General features: G+C 49.5%; 11 protein-coding genes. 6 read left to right on the top strand and 5 right to left on the bottom strand.

All coding sequences use genetic code 11. The annotated features are described in order from the left end of the window. Window positions 1–147: 147 nt before the first annotated feature. A complete protein-coding gene (locus tag B0I18_RS05090) occupies window positions 148–2,250 on the bottom strand; it encodes a protein-disulfide reductase DsbD family protein (RefSeq protein WP_106521551.1) in 2,103 nt (700 codons plus the stop codon). Between the two features lie 110 nt (window positions 2,251–2,360). Beyond that, a complete protein-coding gene (locus B0I18_RS05085) occupies window positions 2,361–3,989 on the bottom strand; it encodes an ArnT family glycosyltransferase (protein WP_106521550.1) in 1,629 nt (542 codons plus the stop codon). A 113-nt stretch (window positions 3,990–4,102) separates the two neighbouring features. Here B0I18_RS05085 and B0I18_RS05080 point away from each other — a divergent pair, with 113 nt between their 5' ends. Next, window positions 4,103–5,365: an asparagine synthetase B gene (locus B0I18_RS05080; protein ID WP_106521549.1), complete on the top strand. Its 1,263-nt coding sequence runs from the start codon at window positions 4,103–4,105 to the stop codon at window positions 5,363–5,365. 133 nt (window positions 5,366–5,498) lie between these two features. Next, complete coding sequence (locus tag B0I18_RS05075) at window positions 5,499–5,705, top strand: cold-shock protein (protein ID WP_106521548.1); 207 nt, start codon at window positions 5,499–5,501, stop codon at window positions 5,703–5,705. A gap of 150 nt (window positions 5,706–5,855) precedes the next feature. Here the strand turns inward: B0I18_RS05075 and B0I18_RS05070 are convergent, their stop codons facing one another. Continuing rightward, window positions 5,856–7,352 (bottom strand): lipopolysaccharide biosynthesis protein, encoded by a 1,497-nt coding sequence (locus B0I18_RS05070; protein WP_106521547.1) that lies wholly within the window; start codon window positions 7,350–7,352, stop codon window positions 5,856–5,858. 206 nt (window positions 7,353–7,558) lie between these two features. On the opposite strand from B0I18_RS05070, the gene B0I18_RS05065 reads away from it, so the two are divergent. Continuing rightward, entirely contained in the window at window positions 7,559–8,956 is a 1,398-nt protein-coding gene (locus B0I18_RS05065) for a phosphoglucomutase/phosphomannomutase family protein (protein WP_106521546.1), read from the top strand. A gap of 6 nt (window positions 8,957–8,962) precedes the next feature. On the opposite strand, the gene B0I18_RS05060 is transcribed toward B0I18_RS05065, so the two are convergent. Together B0I18_RS05060 and B0I18_RS05055 are read right to left on the bottom strand one after the other, a co-directional pair. After that, a complete protein-coding gene (locus tag B0I18_RS05060; protein ID WP_106521545.1) occupies window positions 8,963–9,931 on the bottom strand; it encodes a sensor histidine kinase in 969 nt (322 codons plus the stop codon). Window positions 9,932–9,995: 64 nt separating this feature from the next. Further along, entirely contained in the window at window positions 9,996–11,945 is a 1,950-nt protein-coding gene (locus B0I18_RS05055) for a vWA domain-containing protein (RefSeq protein ID WP_146146656.1), read from the bottom strand. Window positions 11,946–12,119: 174 nt separating this feature from the next. Between B0I18_RS05055 and recR the strand changes: the two genes are divergently transcribed. The 3 genes from recR (at window position 12,120) to B0I18_RS05040 (ending at window position 14,625) form a co-directional block, all read left to right on the top strand. Then, window positions 12,120–12,749: a recombination mediator RecR gene (gene recR / locus B0I18_RS05050; protein WP_106521543.1), complete on the top strand. Its 630-nt coding sequence runs from the start codon at window positions 12,120–12,122 to the stop codon at window positions 12,747–12,749. Window positions 12,750–12,952: 203 nt separating this feature from the next. Further along, window positions 12,953–13,696, top strand: coding sequence for a T9SS type A sorting domain-containing protein (locus tag B0I18_RS05045; protein WP_106521542.1), 744 nt, complete (start codon window positions 12,953–12,955; stop codon window positions 13,694–13,696). Window positions 13,697–13,815: 119 nt separating this feature from the next. Further along, complete coding sequence (locus B0I18_RS05040; protein ID WP_106521541.1) at window positions 13,816–14,625, top strand: T9SS type A sorting domain-containing protein; 810 nt, start codon at window positions 13,816–13,818, stop codon at window positions 14,623–14,625. The last annotated feature ends 95 nt before the right edge of the window (window positions 14,626–14,720 follow it).

Here is a 14,720-nt window from a genome sequence, read left to right as displayed (position 1 = left end):
CGTAAAATAGCAATTATTCGTTACTCCTGCTAACCAAAGCCTGTTAATAACACGATCCTTTACATTCATTGATAACCTGCGTGGCCCACAATAAAAAACCGGCCCGGGAAATGTTCCCGGGCCGGTCGTGTATAAGCATGTTCTATTTTATTTTCCAGGCGCTTTATAGGCCTCTTTTACTTCGTTCATGATATTGAGGAAGCGTTGTACATCGGGTACAAAACCGCCTGCATTTTTGATCACGTTACCCTCGCTGTCGACAAAGATATAGAGCGGCTGGGCTACGGCGCCGAACTTGGTGATCTCCAGTTCCAGGTTCTTACCGCCGATGGTGGTAATGGTGCTGCCGTCTTTGGCTTTAAAGTGTTCGTTCTCGGCCATCACAGTCTTATCATCGCAATAAAGACTGGCAACTACGAAGTGTTTCTTCAGCTCGGCCAGTACTTCAGGTTTGGATAATACGGCACGTTCCATTTTACGACAGTTAACACAGCTGTGTCCGGTAAAGTCGAGCAGCAGGGGTTTACCCAGCTTCTTGGAAGCCGCAAGCGCCTCGTGGTAATCGAAGAAGGACGGTATGCCCGGCAGTTCCGATTTGAGCGTATTGGTATACTTAACCGGGTGCACACCACCATCGTCATCTTTGGCAGCGGTATTGGCCTGTATACTGATCAGGTTATCGTGGATATTAAAGTCAAGCGTTTTACGCTCCGGCAGGAAGCCGCTGATACCCTGCAAAGGCGCGCCCCACAGGCCCGGGATCATGTACACGGCGAAGGCCAGCGAAGCCATAGCGAAGATCAACCGGGGCACCGAAAGATACGAATGACCAAACATATTCTTGGGCAGGTCATCGTCGTGCGAGAAGCGGATCTTGCCCAACAGGTAGACGCCCAGCAAACCGAAAATTATGATCCAGATGCTCAGGTATACTTCGAAATCGAGCAGGTGCCAGTGGTACTGCAGATCGATATTGGACAGGAACTTCATGGCCATGGCCAATTCGATAAAGCCCATGGTTACTTTTACGGTATTGAGCCAGCCGCCCGATTTGGCAATATTGTTGAGCAGGCCGGGGAAGAAGGCGCAAAGTGCAAACGGAAGCGCAATGGCCAGGCCGAAGCCAAAGAAGCCCACCAGGCCGCCAAGGCTGTTCTGCGACTTAACGATATATACGATCAGCGAACTGATAAAGGCGGAAGTACAGCTGAACGATACGATAACCAGTACCAGCGCCATAAAGAAGATACCGCCGAAGCTATTGGTATTGGACTTGGAATCCAGCTTGCTGGACCAGGATGCCGGCAGGGTAATTTCGAATGCCCCCAGCAGGGAGATACCGAATACGATAAACAGGATAAATACGAACAGGTTAAAGCCCATACTGGTCGAGAGCTCATACATGGTCTTCTCGCTAAACAGCAAGGTTACCAATGCACCGATTGCGGTAAAGATCAGGATGATCGATAACGAATAGAAGACCGCGTTTTTGATACCCTGGCTGCGGCTCTTGCTGCGCTTGGTAAAGAAGCTTACGGTAATGGGCAGCATGGCATAGATACAAGGCATGATAAAGGCAATGAAGCCCGCGATAAAGCCCGCGATAAATAACTGCCATAAAGAGCTTTTCTCCAGGTCCTGCGAGCCGTCGCCGGCTACCGTAGTAGTGGTAGCCTTACTTACGGTATCGCCGCTGGCAGGCGTTGGGGGCGTAACGGTTGTGCTTACCGTAGCAGCGGTATCTTCAGTTACTGCCGACGAGGTATCGGGCGCCGCAGTTGTAGCCAGGCCTTCTATATTCACCTGGAATTTTTCCAGCGGTGTAGGCAGGCATTTTTCATCGTTGCAGACCTGGTACTCTACCGAACCTTTCAACGTGGTATTGGCGCTGGCTACCAGCTCCTGGCTGAAGCTTACTTTGTTTTCGTAATAGTTGATGGAAAAGCCCAGTTCCTTTACCTCTTCGGTATGCGCCTTGCCATCGGCAATAACTTTACCGCTAAGCCGGATATTGGGATTTTTGCTGAAGCTTACTTTTGTAGGGATCTGCGAGCCGTCGCCACCCGGTGTCGCAGTATAGATATGCCAGCCTTTTTTGATCGTTGCCGAAACGGTTACTTTAAAAGTGCTGTCCCCTGTTTTTTGAACAGCCGATTTCCAGCTGATCACATCTTTTACATTGTCATCCTGACCGAAGGCTGCAGTAAGCAGAACAAACAGCAATGGGAACAGTAGTAATAAACGTTTCATTAAGTCGTGTAAATTAGTTTTGGATAAAAGATTCGGTTTTGTTCAATCGTGCAAAATAGGCAAAAAAGCTGTTATTGCTTCCCTGCTTCTGCTAAAAAGTGTTAATAGCGCTATTCTTTCCGTTTATAGAATACAAAGCCGTTTTTAGACCCGATCTGTACCAGTCGCGGGTCTTTGCTCCACTCCGTATCTGTAATTTTTGTAATAAAATAGACCGGCTTATCCACTTTGCCATTCAGCAGCCACTCGTTCTTGCCTTTATAGTATTCGGGATTTTGCGAAGGCTGCTTTTCAGAATAAAACAGGAAGGCATAACTGGCAAAACCCAGGGGCCGCAGGTATACATCCTTACCGGCAAATGACTTGTAGTACTCGATAGCCGCCCGCTGTGAGAAGGCCTCTATCTTAGGGGTAAAATGGGCTACCGTAACCTGTATAATCAATACCTGCACGGCAACCAATACCAGCATGCCCCGCCGGAACGAGCGCCGCATCCATACCAGGGCCACGATTACCCCGGCCAGGTACAATAGCCCGAAAGCACATTCCGCATAACTCCAGGGCACCTGGGCCTGCAGGTTGGCCACGGCAAAGTCGTCATCGAACAAGGGGATCAGCTTGTCCTTGTTGAGCCCGACCAGGGGCAGGAGGGTAATCACGATCGCCAGCAAAACACCGGTTACCGATAACAGGACCGTAACGATCTTTTTCATCTTCACTTTGGCCTCGTCGATCCGGCTCAGTTGCAGGGCGGCCAGGAAGCTAAGCGGGAAATAACACAAGGAGGAGTAGTGTACGATTTTGGTCTTTACGATCGAGAAGAGGATAAGTGTAACCCAGAAGAGGATCCACATCCAGCGGGCAAACTCACTTTCTTCTTTGGTATTGCGCACCGCCGCCGACTTACGCCCGGCCTGGAACAGGAAAGCAGCCGCAGGAAAGCAGCCGATCAGCAGGATGATGAAATGGTAATAGAAAGGACCGCCGTGACCGGCATCCTCGGTTTGGAAAAGCCGTACCTGGTAGGTAATGAACTCGCGGGTAAACCACCAGCCATTGCGCACGATATCGACACCGAACCAGAGGAAAGTAGTGGCGGCACATACCACGATCAACAGCAGGAAGTGCGCCCACTTATACCCCCAGAACCCTTTATTAAGCAGCAGGTATACCACCAGCGAAAGCAGAGCCACCAGGATGGCTACCGGCCCTTTGGTAAGCACGGCGAGCCCCAGGAAGACACCTGCCAGTACCGTATGCAGCAAGGGTTTGCGCCCGTAACGCATCAGGTATACCTGGAAGAAAGACAGGAAAATAAAAAAATTGAACGTAGGGTCGATAATGGCGCTTTTGAAATAAAAATGCGGCAGCCAACTTGCCGCATAGAGCAGCACCCACCACCAGGCCATGCGTTCGCTCACCACGCGTTTACCGATATAGAACAACGTGCACAGGGTTACGATACCCATAAGGGCATTGGGCAGCCGTGCCGCAAATTCATTAATGCCGAAGACACTCATGCAAAGCGCCTGCATCCAGATAAAGAGCGGGGGCTTTTCCCAAAAAGGCTGGAAGTCGACCTGCACGCGCAGGTAGTTCTTGGTAAGCAGCATTTCGCGGGCGCATTCTGCAAAGTTTACCTCATCCCAGTCGAACAGGTGTGCCTGACCGAGGAAGGGTATAAAAAGCAGGGCGGCTCCCAATGCGATCAGGAGGTATTTAACGGCGTCTTTTTTCATGAACCTAGCAAAAATAAGCAGAATGATGCAACAGAACACCAGGCCTGCCTTCCCTTTCTATTAATGGCGCGTTAAGTATTGGCGGGTATATACTTAAATGTTTAACTTGCGGTATGCGCCTGAAACTATTTATCCTGCTGCTGCTTGCAGGCCTGGCTCCCGTAGCCCGGGCCGGTAAGCTGTATATCCCCATGAATGCCGACGACCAGACCAACCACCTGAAAGCCTATGGCATTGCCTTCCTGGCCCTGAAAGCCGGGATGACTGTGGACTGGCTGCTGAACTACGACGGCGGCGCCTTTGCCATGGATCAGAATGCCGAGCTCGAACGTACCTGTAAACTGCGGGGCGTGGATTACCAGGTTATGGCCAATGCCCAATACGACGGCATACTGCAGAAGATAGCCGACCCGGACTACAACGGCGATGTGATCAAACTGGAAAAAGCCCCGAAAATTGCGGTCTATACTCCCAAAAGCAAACTACCCTGGGATGATGCGGTAACCATGGCGCTTACCTATGCCGAGATCCCTTACGACAAGGTATATGACGACGAACTGCTGGAAGATAAACTGCATGAATACGACTGGCTGCACCTGCACCACGAAGACTTTACAGGGCAGTACGGTAAATTCTGGAGTGCCTACCGCGGCACCAACTGGTACGAAGAGGACGTAAAACTGCAGGAAGGCATGGCGGCAAAACACGGGTTTAAAAAAGTATCGCAGCTGAAACTCGCCGTTGCCAAAAAGATACAGGCCTTCGTGGCCGGCGGCGGTTACCTCTTTGCCATGTGCAGCGCCACCGATAGTTACGACATCGCCCTCTCGGCCGATGGCGTGGATATATGCGACGAACCATTCGACGGTGACCCCATGGATCCGCAGGCGCAGCAGAAGCTCAACTTCGCACCCTGTTTTGCCTTCAAGGACTTCAACCTGGTTACCAGTCCTTATGTGTATGAGTACTCCGACATCGACAACACCATGCTGCGCCGTGTGCCGCAAAATGCCGATTACTTTTCGCTGTTTACGTTCTCCGCTAAATTCGACCCGGTACCCACCATGCTGTGCCAGAACCATACTACGACCATTAAAGGATTTATGGGGCAGACCACAGCTTTCCGGAAGGAAGTACTGAAAAGCAGTGTACTGGTTATGGGCGACAGCAAGGCTGCCAACGAAGCCCGGTATATCCATGGCGAGTATGGCAAAGGTACCTGGACCTTTTACGGTGGCCACGATCCCGAAGACTACCAGCACCAGATCGGCGATCCGCCTACCGACCTGGCCCTGCACCCCACCTCGCCCGGTTACCGGCTTATTCTCAACAATGTCCTGTTCCCGGCAGCCAAGAAAAAGCCGAAAAAGACCTGAGTTTCCACCCTTGTAGCAACACCTGTTTTTAGCAATTAAATAATTATAATTTTTATAGGATGTTGATGCGCATAATATCCGAAACACTTATCTTCGGGTCTCATTTTTATACAAAATAAAATTATTCATTACCGTGGAAAAAGTAAAAAATCAGGGAACGGTTAAGTTCTTCAACTCAGAAAAGGGCTTTGGCTTTATCAAAAGCGATACCAGCAAAGAAGACATCTTCGTGCATGTAACCGGTATCATTGATGAGATTAAAGAAAACGATGCTGTAGAATACGAATTGCAGCAAGGCAGGAAAGGCCTCAATGCAGTGAATGTAGTAGTAATACACTAATCAGGTACTTTACCCTTATTCCGACCAAGTCCAGGGCTGCACGCTCTCGGACTTTTTTATTGCCCCTGGTGCAAGGGGGAATGAGCTTTTTATTCCACAAGGGCGCGAGGCACCAGCGTGAAACTTCCGGCATTTTTATAACACGCGACCTTAGTAAAGCCGGCGCTTATGGATAATGTTGAGCGTGATGTCGTTCAGTTCGCCCGATACCTTTAAGCGGAACAACAGCAGCCAGTACAGGCCACAGAACAGGATGCAGCGCAGTACCGCATCTGCAAAAACATTGCCGATAAAGGGCAGCAGCCACACCACGCCACAGGCCAGCAACCCGGCAGCCAGGGCTTTAAGCGTGCCTGCAGAGAATGGCTGCATCTTCAGCTTCTTCCACAGGAACAACGTCTTCAGTATGTTGAATACCACCAGGCCCAGCGTGGTAGCCCAGGCGGCGCCATAGATCCCTACCCTGCGGATCAGTATGTAGTTAAGGGCAAATACCAGGGCCAGCAGCAACAGGGCGATCCAGAAGTTGAAGCGGTAATACTTGGTAACCCCGATCAGTTCGAAGTTAAGCCCTGAAAACATATCCACCACCTGCCCGATCATCAGGACCAGGATCAGTATTTTAATTTCGTCATATCCCTTTTGTATCAGGCTCATGACCTGCTGTACATTATCGATATTAAGAAACACCAGGGCAAACATACCCGTGGCGATGATCTGCATATTGATGGCCGAACGTGAGAACAACTGCCGCAGCATTGTCAGGTTACCTTCATTGTAGTGCTGGGTAAAAGCCGGTGTAGCCGCTATCCCGATCACCCTTGTCGGGTTGCGCAGCATGGCGATAGAGGTTGAGGCCACACCATACACCGCCACCGCGGCAAAACCGCTTTTATCAAGCGGCGCCAGCAGGATGGAATCGGTTTGTACGATCAGCACAGAGCTTACGATCGTGAGCATATGATATCCCGAAAAGCGGATGATGTCCCGGATCTCTTTGCCGGAAAACAGGCCGGGCTTGTACTCGAAGCGGAAGCCCGCGTTGCGCAAAGCGATAACGAGCAGGAAGAGGAAGGGCACCAGGAAAAAAAACACATAGGCCCAGATAAACGTCTCGAACGGAATAACATCCAGGGCATAAAGCACGATCAGCGTGATATAGATAATCCGCGCCAGTATCTCGCGTGCCACGTTTTGTATCGCCGTCTTATGCAGCGATTGCAGGTAGCCCTCCATCCAGTTGATCAGGAAGGTAAAGAAAGTAAGCAGGGGAAACAGCACAAAATACCGCCGCATCAACACTTCGTCGCCGCTATGATACACCGATATGATATAATCGCGGAACAGGTAATAACCCGCACAAACCAACAGGGAAAACACCATCGGGATAACGGCGGAGATCGTGAGAAAAGTACCCCTGGCCTTATGCCCCGGCGGATACTTTTGCCCATAGATCAATAAAGTATAGTTAAAGCCGAAGAGCCCCAGGTTGGTTACCAGCAGGGCTATCTTGATCAGGTTCTGCGTAAAGCCCAGTTCTCCCTTCGGGAAAAAACGGGGCGACATAATGGTAATAACAGCACCCAGTACTACACCTACAAGGGTGATCGCTACTGATTTAATAGACTGACGGATAACGATGCCCATTCCTAACGGGTATATATTTTATTGAGCAGCAAAAGTACAATTTGTTACGCGGTTCTGCAGGGAAGAATACAGCAGGCTCATATCATAAAAATAATGCATTATCGAAATAGTAATTATCCCCTGCTCGGCATATCGTTGTTTTTTCCTTTTCTTTGCACCAGAACCAACAAAATAACCAAAGCATATCTCTAGAATCTTATTAGTTTATGGACAAAATTAAATTTGGCACGGACGGATGGCGCGCCATTATTGCAAAAGACTTTACCGTATATAATGTAGCCCGCGTATCGCAGGCCCTGGCCGCCTGGCTGAAGCAATCGCACCAGGCGCCGGTAGTGGTGATCGGCCACGATTGCCGCTTTGCCGGCGAACTTTTTGCCGAAACGGCAACCCAGGTGCTTTGTGGCAACGGCGTAAAAGTACTGCTGGCCAAAGGCTTTGTAAGCACGCCCATGGTATCGTTTGGCGTTAAAGCCAAAAATGCGCAGCAGGGTGTTGTAATTACCGCCTCGCACAATCCTCCTTCCTATAACGGTTATAAGCTGAAAGGCGCGCACGGCGGCCCCAGCAGCCCCGCCGATATTGCTGCGGTAGAGGCGCTCATCCCCGAACAGGTAACCATCCCATCGGCCAACCTGAAGGACCTGGAAGCCAAAGGCCTGCTCGAGTACATCGATCTCGAAACGATGTACATCGACTACCTGCATACCAAATTCGATTTCGAAAAACTGAATAATGCACCGTACAAGATGGCTTACGACGCCATGTTCGGGGCCGGGCAAAATGTGATCCGTAAAACGCTGCCTGCCGCGGTGTTGTTGCATTGCGACTATAATCCCTCTTTCGAAGGCACCGCGCCGGAACCGATTCATAAAAACCTGCTGCAACTGTCGCAGACTATGGCCGAAACGCCGGAACTTAAAGTGGGCCTGGCTACCGATGGCGACGCAGACCGCATCGGCCTGTACGATGAAGACGGCAACTTCGTCGATGCCCACCATATTATCCTGCTGCTGATCCACTATCTCCATAAGTACAAACAACTGAACGGTAAAGTGGTGATCGCCTTCTCGGTAACCGACCGCGTGAAAAAAATGTGTGCACAATACGGCCTCGACGTACAGGTAACACCGATCGGCTTTAAATACATCAGCGAGATTATGGTATCCGAAGATGTATTGCTGGGTGGAGAAGAAAGCGGTGGCATCGCTATTAAAGGCCATATCCCCGAACGCGACGGTATATTCGACGGCCTCACCATTTACGAGTATATGATGGAAACCGGCAAGACGCTGAAAGAGCTTTGCGAAGAGATTTACGCCGTAGTAGGTAAGTTTGCCTACGAACGCAACGACCTGTTGCTGCAGGAAGAGCAGAAACTGCGTATCATCAAAGAAGCGCAGGACGGCGTATACACCGCCTTCGGCAAATACAAGGTAGAACGCGTGGAAACGATAGATGGTATTAAATACCACCTCGATAACGGCGGCTGGATGATGCTGCGGGCTTCGGGTACCGAGCCGGTACTGCGTATCTATGCAGAGGGCAACAGCCAGGAAGAGGCCCTGGATATACTCGAAGCGGTAAAGAAAACTGTTTTATAAAACGACTCAGGCAGCGGGCGCCGTTATCTCGAATACACTCCCTTTAGGCGTGTTATTACGCACCAGGATAGCGCCTTTAAACTGCTGGATGATCTTGGAAGTAAGGTACAGGCCCAGGCCTGTACCTTTCGTTTTACGGGAATTCTCGTTGCCGATCCGGTAAAACTTTCGGAAGATCTTCGCTTTCTCCTCATCGGGTATGCCTTCGCCTTCGTCGGCTATACTCAGCACCAGCTCATCATCCTGGCGTTGCAACTCCACCGTGACCAATGTATCCTGCGGCGCATATTTAGCCGCGTTTTCCAACAGGTTATTAATGGCCAGTTTCCAAAGAAAACGGTCGCCCGAGGTAAAACACTCGTCTTCCAGTTTTATCATAAACTGTTGCTTGTCGCGATGTATATAAGCCGTTACGCACTCCTCCACGACCTCAGACAGGTCAAACCGCTCATCGGCCGGTTTAAAATGCCGGCTTTCGATCTGCGAGGCCAGCAACAGGTTATTACACAAGTCGTCGAGGCGGTTCGCTTCATTCACGCTACGGGTAATCAGTTGCTGTTGTGTTTCCTCGTTCAGCTTACGCCGGGCCATGGTCTGCAGGTTCAGCTTCATGGCGGCTATCGGCGACTTCAGTTCATGCGTTACAGACAGGATGAAATTAGTTTGTTGCCGCGAAAGCAGGTGGCTGCTGCGTATGGAAGAATATACCACCCCTGCCCCGATCATGATAATGGCCAGGAAGGTAGCGCCCTCGCCAAGATACTGGCGCTTGCGGCTATTTTCGCGCTCCTTGATCATGGCATAGGCCTTGCGGTAAGCCTCGGGCCGGGCTACGCTATCTACCTTTACCTGCAGGGTCTCTATCTCGTTGCTGAAGATTACTTCGTTCTGCTTATTGAGACTGATGCCCCAGAAGACCAGGGCCGCAATGATATAAGTAAGCAGGAAAAAATACAGGAAAGAGATAATACGCATAGGATATCTGGTTTGCTGTCAACTGCGTTACCTGCAGTTGCCTGGGTGATTATCGTTAGCCGGTTTAAGGTTCGAGCTGTACCTGTGTTACGGCATTGCTTTTGATCGAGAATGCCCTTACGGTAGCCTCCTGCCCCGCCGCATTACGCTTAAAGTAGCGTACCTGGTAGGCGCCCGGCAGCAGGTTGGCACGCTGGGCGGCCGTATTGCCATTGATCATCATTTCGAGGAAAGGTACAAAAGCATCGCCGAGGCGGTACCAGAACTGTACTTTACCAAAGCTCACGGTATTGGTAATTTCGAGGGTACCGGCTTCGGGTATATCCAGCAGTTTCACCTCGTTAAAGTTCAGGTCTACGTTATAGATTGTGGGCGGCAGGGTATTGATCTCTACATGGTAATTGGTCGGATCGTAGGGCAACTCTTCGTCGCAACGGTGCTTGACCACCGGGCCTCCTTCAAAACGTTTGCTTACCAGGGCTGTGTATTCTTTCACCGGTCTTTTGGGCGCAGTGGAGTAATGGAATGCCAGCGATGCCCGGCCTACTTTGATATAGATCTTATTGGTCTTGTTGGGGGCCACGGTTACATTAGAGGCTTTGGCCTTGCTGCCCGGTATTACGATGTCGTAAGTACCTTCCGGTATTTTGATAGGCGTAGGCTCGCCGCCGCTAACATTACGGTAAACGGATTTTATCTCTTTCTGGGTCTTGCTGTCGCGGAAGATCATGCGGGGCTCGGTCAGGTAAAACTTGCCCTGCCCGTTCGTAAAGTAGATCTGGGCGGTGGTTTCCTGGGCTTCATCCTGCTTCACCAAAAAGTCTACGGGCTCTTCCTTTTCTTTTTTATCTGCCACCGGAGGCTTCGCGGGCGGGCGCTCAGCCGGCGGTTTAGTTGCAGGGCGGCGCTCAGGCAGGGGTTGGGTTACCGGCGGCCTGTTTGTGGCCGGCGGTGGGGTCGAAGCGACAATCCGGGGCTCTTCCTCCAGGGGTATTTTTATGCGGGGTAATCGCGGTACCGTTACCGGGTTGGGATCCGGCAGTACATAAAGATTGTTCAGCCGCAATAATTTGGTATGCCGGCGTATCCGGTCTACCTGTACGATGTTACGGGCCGGAGCCCGCGGCTCCTCCTCTTTTACGGGTACCGGTTCCTTTACCGGCGCAGGTGCCTTAACCACTACCGGCTGCCGCGGCTCGGGCTGCACTACTTTAGGCGTTGCCGGCTTCGGGTCTTCTTCGGCCTTGGGAGGGGCCACGGACCTGGGTTGCATTTTTACCGGCACTATCGTGGGTGGCGGCGTGGCTCCTGCAATGGTCTTCAGGCCGGTACCGCGTATGGAAAATATAACGCGGTTATCACCGATAATGGTTTTAACCGCCGGGATAATGTCTTTTTCGGTAGCTACAGTAAGGTATTTACCCAGGCAGGCATATTGTTGCCGCAGCGGTTCATACTCCACCAGGCTCAGGATATAGGGTTTGAAGCTGATCTTTTTGGAAAGCAGGTTGGTTACCGTAGCACAGATATCGCCGCCACAGCTTTCGCCCCCGTCGGTAATCAGCACAATGCTATAGGCAAAGCTGTTGCTTTCCGTAAAGTCGAGTTCCGCGGTTTGTGCCAGCGACCAGGCTATAGGCGAAAAGCCCATTGGGTGCAGGTAGCGCAGGCGGGCCTGGATACGTTCTACATTGTTATATCCAAAAGGCACTTCCAGCCGGGAGTCGTAACAGTTTTTATCCTGTGCAGGAAATTGGTTGCCGTATACGCGCAGTGCAAACGCCACATCAGGATTAATGCCATGGATACTGTCGGCAATAGCACCTATGATCCGGGATGCTGCATGGAAACGGTTTTCGCGTCCCTGCCAGTCGCTCAGCATACTACTCGAAGCGTCGAGCAGGAACAGGATACGGGCCGGCTTCTGTGCTTCAGGCTGCCCGAAGCTGCGATAGGCAGCCAGCATACTGATGATCAACAAAATCCCGATCCTGATGTTATAAGTCCTTTTCAAGTCTTTAAATCCGTGTTTACCCGTTTCCAAGATGTAATATTTAGTAATCCGGCTGCCAAATTACGATGATTAATCAAATCAAAGCAGTTCTGCCGTATTAATAATCGGCGGAGGGGGGGGCGGAGCGGGACGATTGCTTATATTTGCAGCAGGTATTGTACCTGGTTTTACAACATGATCTTTTCGTCAAAATTAATAGAGGACGCTGTTGACGCCTTTACCCGGCTACCGGGCATAGGTCGTAAAACAGCATTGAGGATGGTATTGCACCTGCTTAAAGAAGATAAAGAACAGGTGGCTTACTTCAGCGACACGATTTCCCGTATGCGCACCGAGGCTTGTTTTTGCCCCGAATGCAACAATATATCCGATAGCGGCCTGTGTAGTATCTGCAACAATCCCCTGCGCGACAGGTCGCTTATCTGTGTCGTGGAAAACATAAGGGATGTTATCTCGATAGAAAGTACGCGCCAGTTCAACGGACTCTACCATGTATTGGGCGGCCTGTTGTCGCCGCTCGATGGCATAGGTCCGGAACAGCTTTATATCGACAATCTTACCAGCCGCGTGGCTTCCGGCGGTATTAAGGAAATAATTATGGCCTTAAACCCAACAATCGAGGGCGATACCACCGTCTATTATATCAGTAAGCAGTTACATCCCTATGCTGTCCCGATATCGGGGATTGCCCGGGGCATATCCTTTGGCGGTGAGTTGGAATATACCGACGAGCTGACCCTCGCCAGGTCTATCGCTAAAAGATTACCGGTAGAAACTTATGTCAATACCATTGCCAAAGATTAAGTAATACTATTGCTAAAGGGGAAGCTAAGTACCTTGTTCTTTAAAGAGATGTAACAAAGGGGGTTCTTCAAAAAAAAATAGATTATTGTTAGATTATTTTTTTCAGAAGGAAAAAGTTTACTTATTTTTGGCAGATTATCATTAAAAATCTTTAAACCACATACACACTAAAAAAAAACCGATTACTTCTTAAAAAAACAAAAATGAAAAAAATCTTTACCACTATCGCCCTTCTGGGTGCTTTTTCCTTTGTGGCTTCAGCTCAAAAAACATGCGACCTGAAACTCGAAGTAACTGCCAATAAAACCTCGGTTGATTTCGGCGACACCGCACGACTCAGCTTTAAGGTGACCAATAATGGCCCTGCTGCCATTGCAACAACCGACACCATATTCTATGGTTTAAAGAATACTAACCGGGTTTTTGTGTTCAACCTGTCTGCCATTGCCAGCGGTGCTTCTGTAAATTTCGCCAACGTATTGTACCTGGCTAACGACTCTGCAAGGGCTGCAGACCAGCCTATTGACTTATGCTTCTTCCTGTTCAAGCAAAGCGAAATCTTACATGGCCAGGGTATGCCGGCATACGCCAATACTTACCTCGACAACATACACACCAACGATACCACTTGTGTAACCGTTACCCTTAAGAAGAAAACAGGTACTGCTATCTTCGACGTGAACGCGGGTACTAAAGAAGCCCTGAGCATCTATCCAAACCCGACACACGGTTCCCTGAACTTCAACTTTAACTTCGACAAAGCAGCCTCAGCTACTGCACGGATCACCGACATTACCGGCCGTACCGTACTGGTAAAAGACTTTGGTAAAACCAGCGTAGGTAACCACCTGTTTACGGTAGATGTATCTGCCCTGACTAAAGGTACTTACTTCGTAGAGTTCATCGCCGACGAAAGAAGGGCGATCAGCAAGTTCACCGCGAACTAATTTATTATAATACGCATACAATTAGCTTTGGCATAAAGAGTTTTCCCGGATGATCATCCGGTCGTCCGGGAAATTTTAGATTAATTTTTATTTTAAACAAAAACAAAAAAACAAAAAACATGAAACGGATTTACATGATGCTCGGCATGATCGGCGCATTGGCAACTGGCGCATACGCGCAAAAAACAGCGGACCTGGAAATGACCTTCTTACAACCCGTTAATGGTCAAAATTTCGCTAACCTGAACGCTGGCGATACATTTAAAATATTTGTAGTTATTAAAAACAACGGCCCTGCCGCTGTAACTGCAACTGACACCATCAAGATTACTACAGAAGGATTTGCATCTGACGGAACAGACGATTACAACATCACTTACACCTTAAACAGCCCAGCCATTGCTGCTAACTCATCTGATACCGTATACCTGGCAGTTAGGCAAGGTCAGAGTTTTGGTAACTCAAGCGTGGGTCCCGTAACTGCAAGGTTCCCAACGAACTCTAACGATACCTTAATAGCTTATGTTCGTGGTATTGACGGAAGTGGTGTTCCTTTCACTGACGCAGGTTACGATCCGACCCAAGATCCTCCAGTAGATGTTGCAGGTAACAACATTGATTTCGCAGCTTTCTCTTTCGGTACCCAGACTGGTCTTAAAGATCTGTTCGGCACTAAAAAAGAAGCGCTGAATGTATATCCTAACCCGACTACAGGCAAACTGACATTCAAATACAACTTTGAAAACACAACAGGATCTGTACGTATTACCGATATCGCTGGCCGCGTTGTGCTGACCCAGGAATATGGTAAACAATCCGGCGTTAAAGAGATCTCCCTGGATGTATCTTCTTTGAACAACGGTATGTATTTTGTAGAACTGACCGCCGGCGATAAGCAAGCTGTTAGCAAAATAACTGTACAGAAATAAGTTTTAATCAATAACTATTTTTAAAAGGAGCGCAAAATTGCGCTCCTTTTTTATTTGTACTACTTTAAATATTCCAAAAGTTTAGCTATATTTGA

This window comes from Taibaiella chishuiensis, assembly GCF_003014535.1.
Lineage (GTDB): Bacteria > Bacteroidota > Bacteroidia > Chitinophagales > Chitinophagaceae > Taibaiella > Taibaiella chishuiensis.
This window is presented reverse-complemented; position numbering and strand designations above follow the sequence as displayed.

Coding starts and splice junctions, on each gene's coding strand:
- B0I18_RS05090 (WP_106521551.1), bottom strand. CDS start 2,250: ATGAAACGTTTATTACTACTGTTCCCATTGCTGTTTGTTCTGCTTACT.
- B0I18_RS05085 (WP_106521550.1), bottom strand. CDS start 3,989: ATGAAAAAAGACGCCGTTAAATACCTCCTGATCGCATTGGGAGCCGCC.
- B0I18_RS05080 (WP_106521549.1), top strand. CDS start 4,103: ATGCGCCTGAAACTATTTATCCTGCTGCTGCTTGCAGGCCTGGCTCCC.
- B0I18_RS05070 (WP_106521547.1), bottom strand. CDS start 7,352: ATGGGCATCGTTATCCGTCAGTCTATTAAATCAGTAGCGATCACCCTT.
- B0I18_RS05065 (WP_106521546.1), top strand. CDS start 7,559: ATGGACAAAATTAAATTTGGCACGGACGGATGGCGCGCCATTATTGCA.
- B0I18_RS05060 (WP_106521545.1), bottom strand. CDS start 9,931: ATGCGTATTATCTCTTTCCTGTATTTTTTCCTGCTTACTTATATCATT.
- recR (WP_106521543.1), top strand. CDS start 12,120: ATGATCTTTTCGTCAAAATTAATAGAGGACGCTGTTGACGCCTTTACC.
- B0I18_RS05045 (WP_106521542.1), top strand. CDS start 12,953: ATGAAAAAAATCTTTACCACTATCGCCCTTCTGGGTGCTTTTTCCTTT.
- B0I18_RS05040 (WP_106521541.1), top strand. CDS start 13,816: ATGAAACGGATTTACATGATGCTCGGCATGATCGGCGCATTGGCAACT.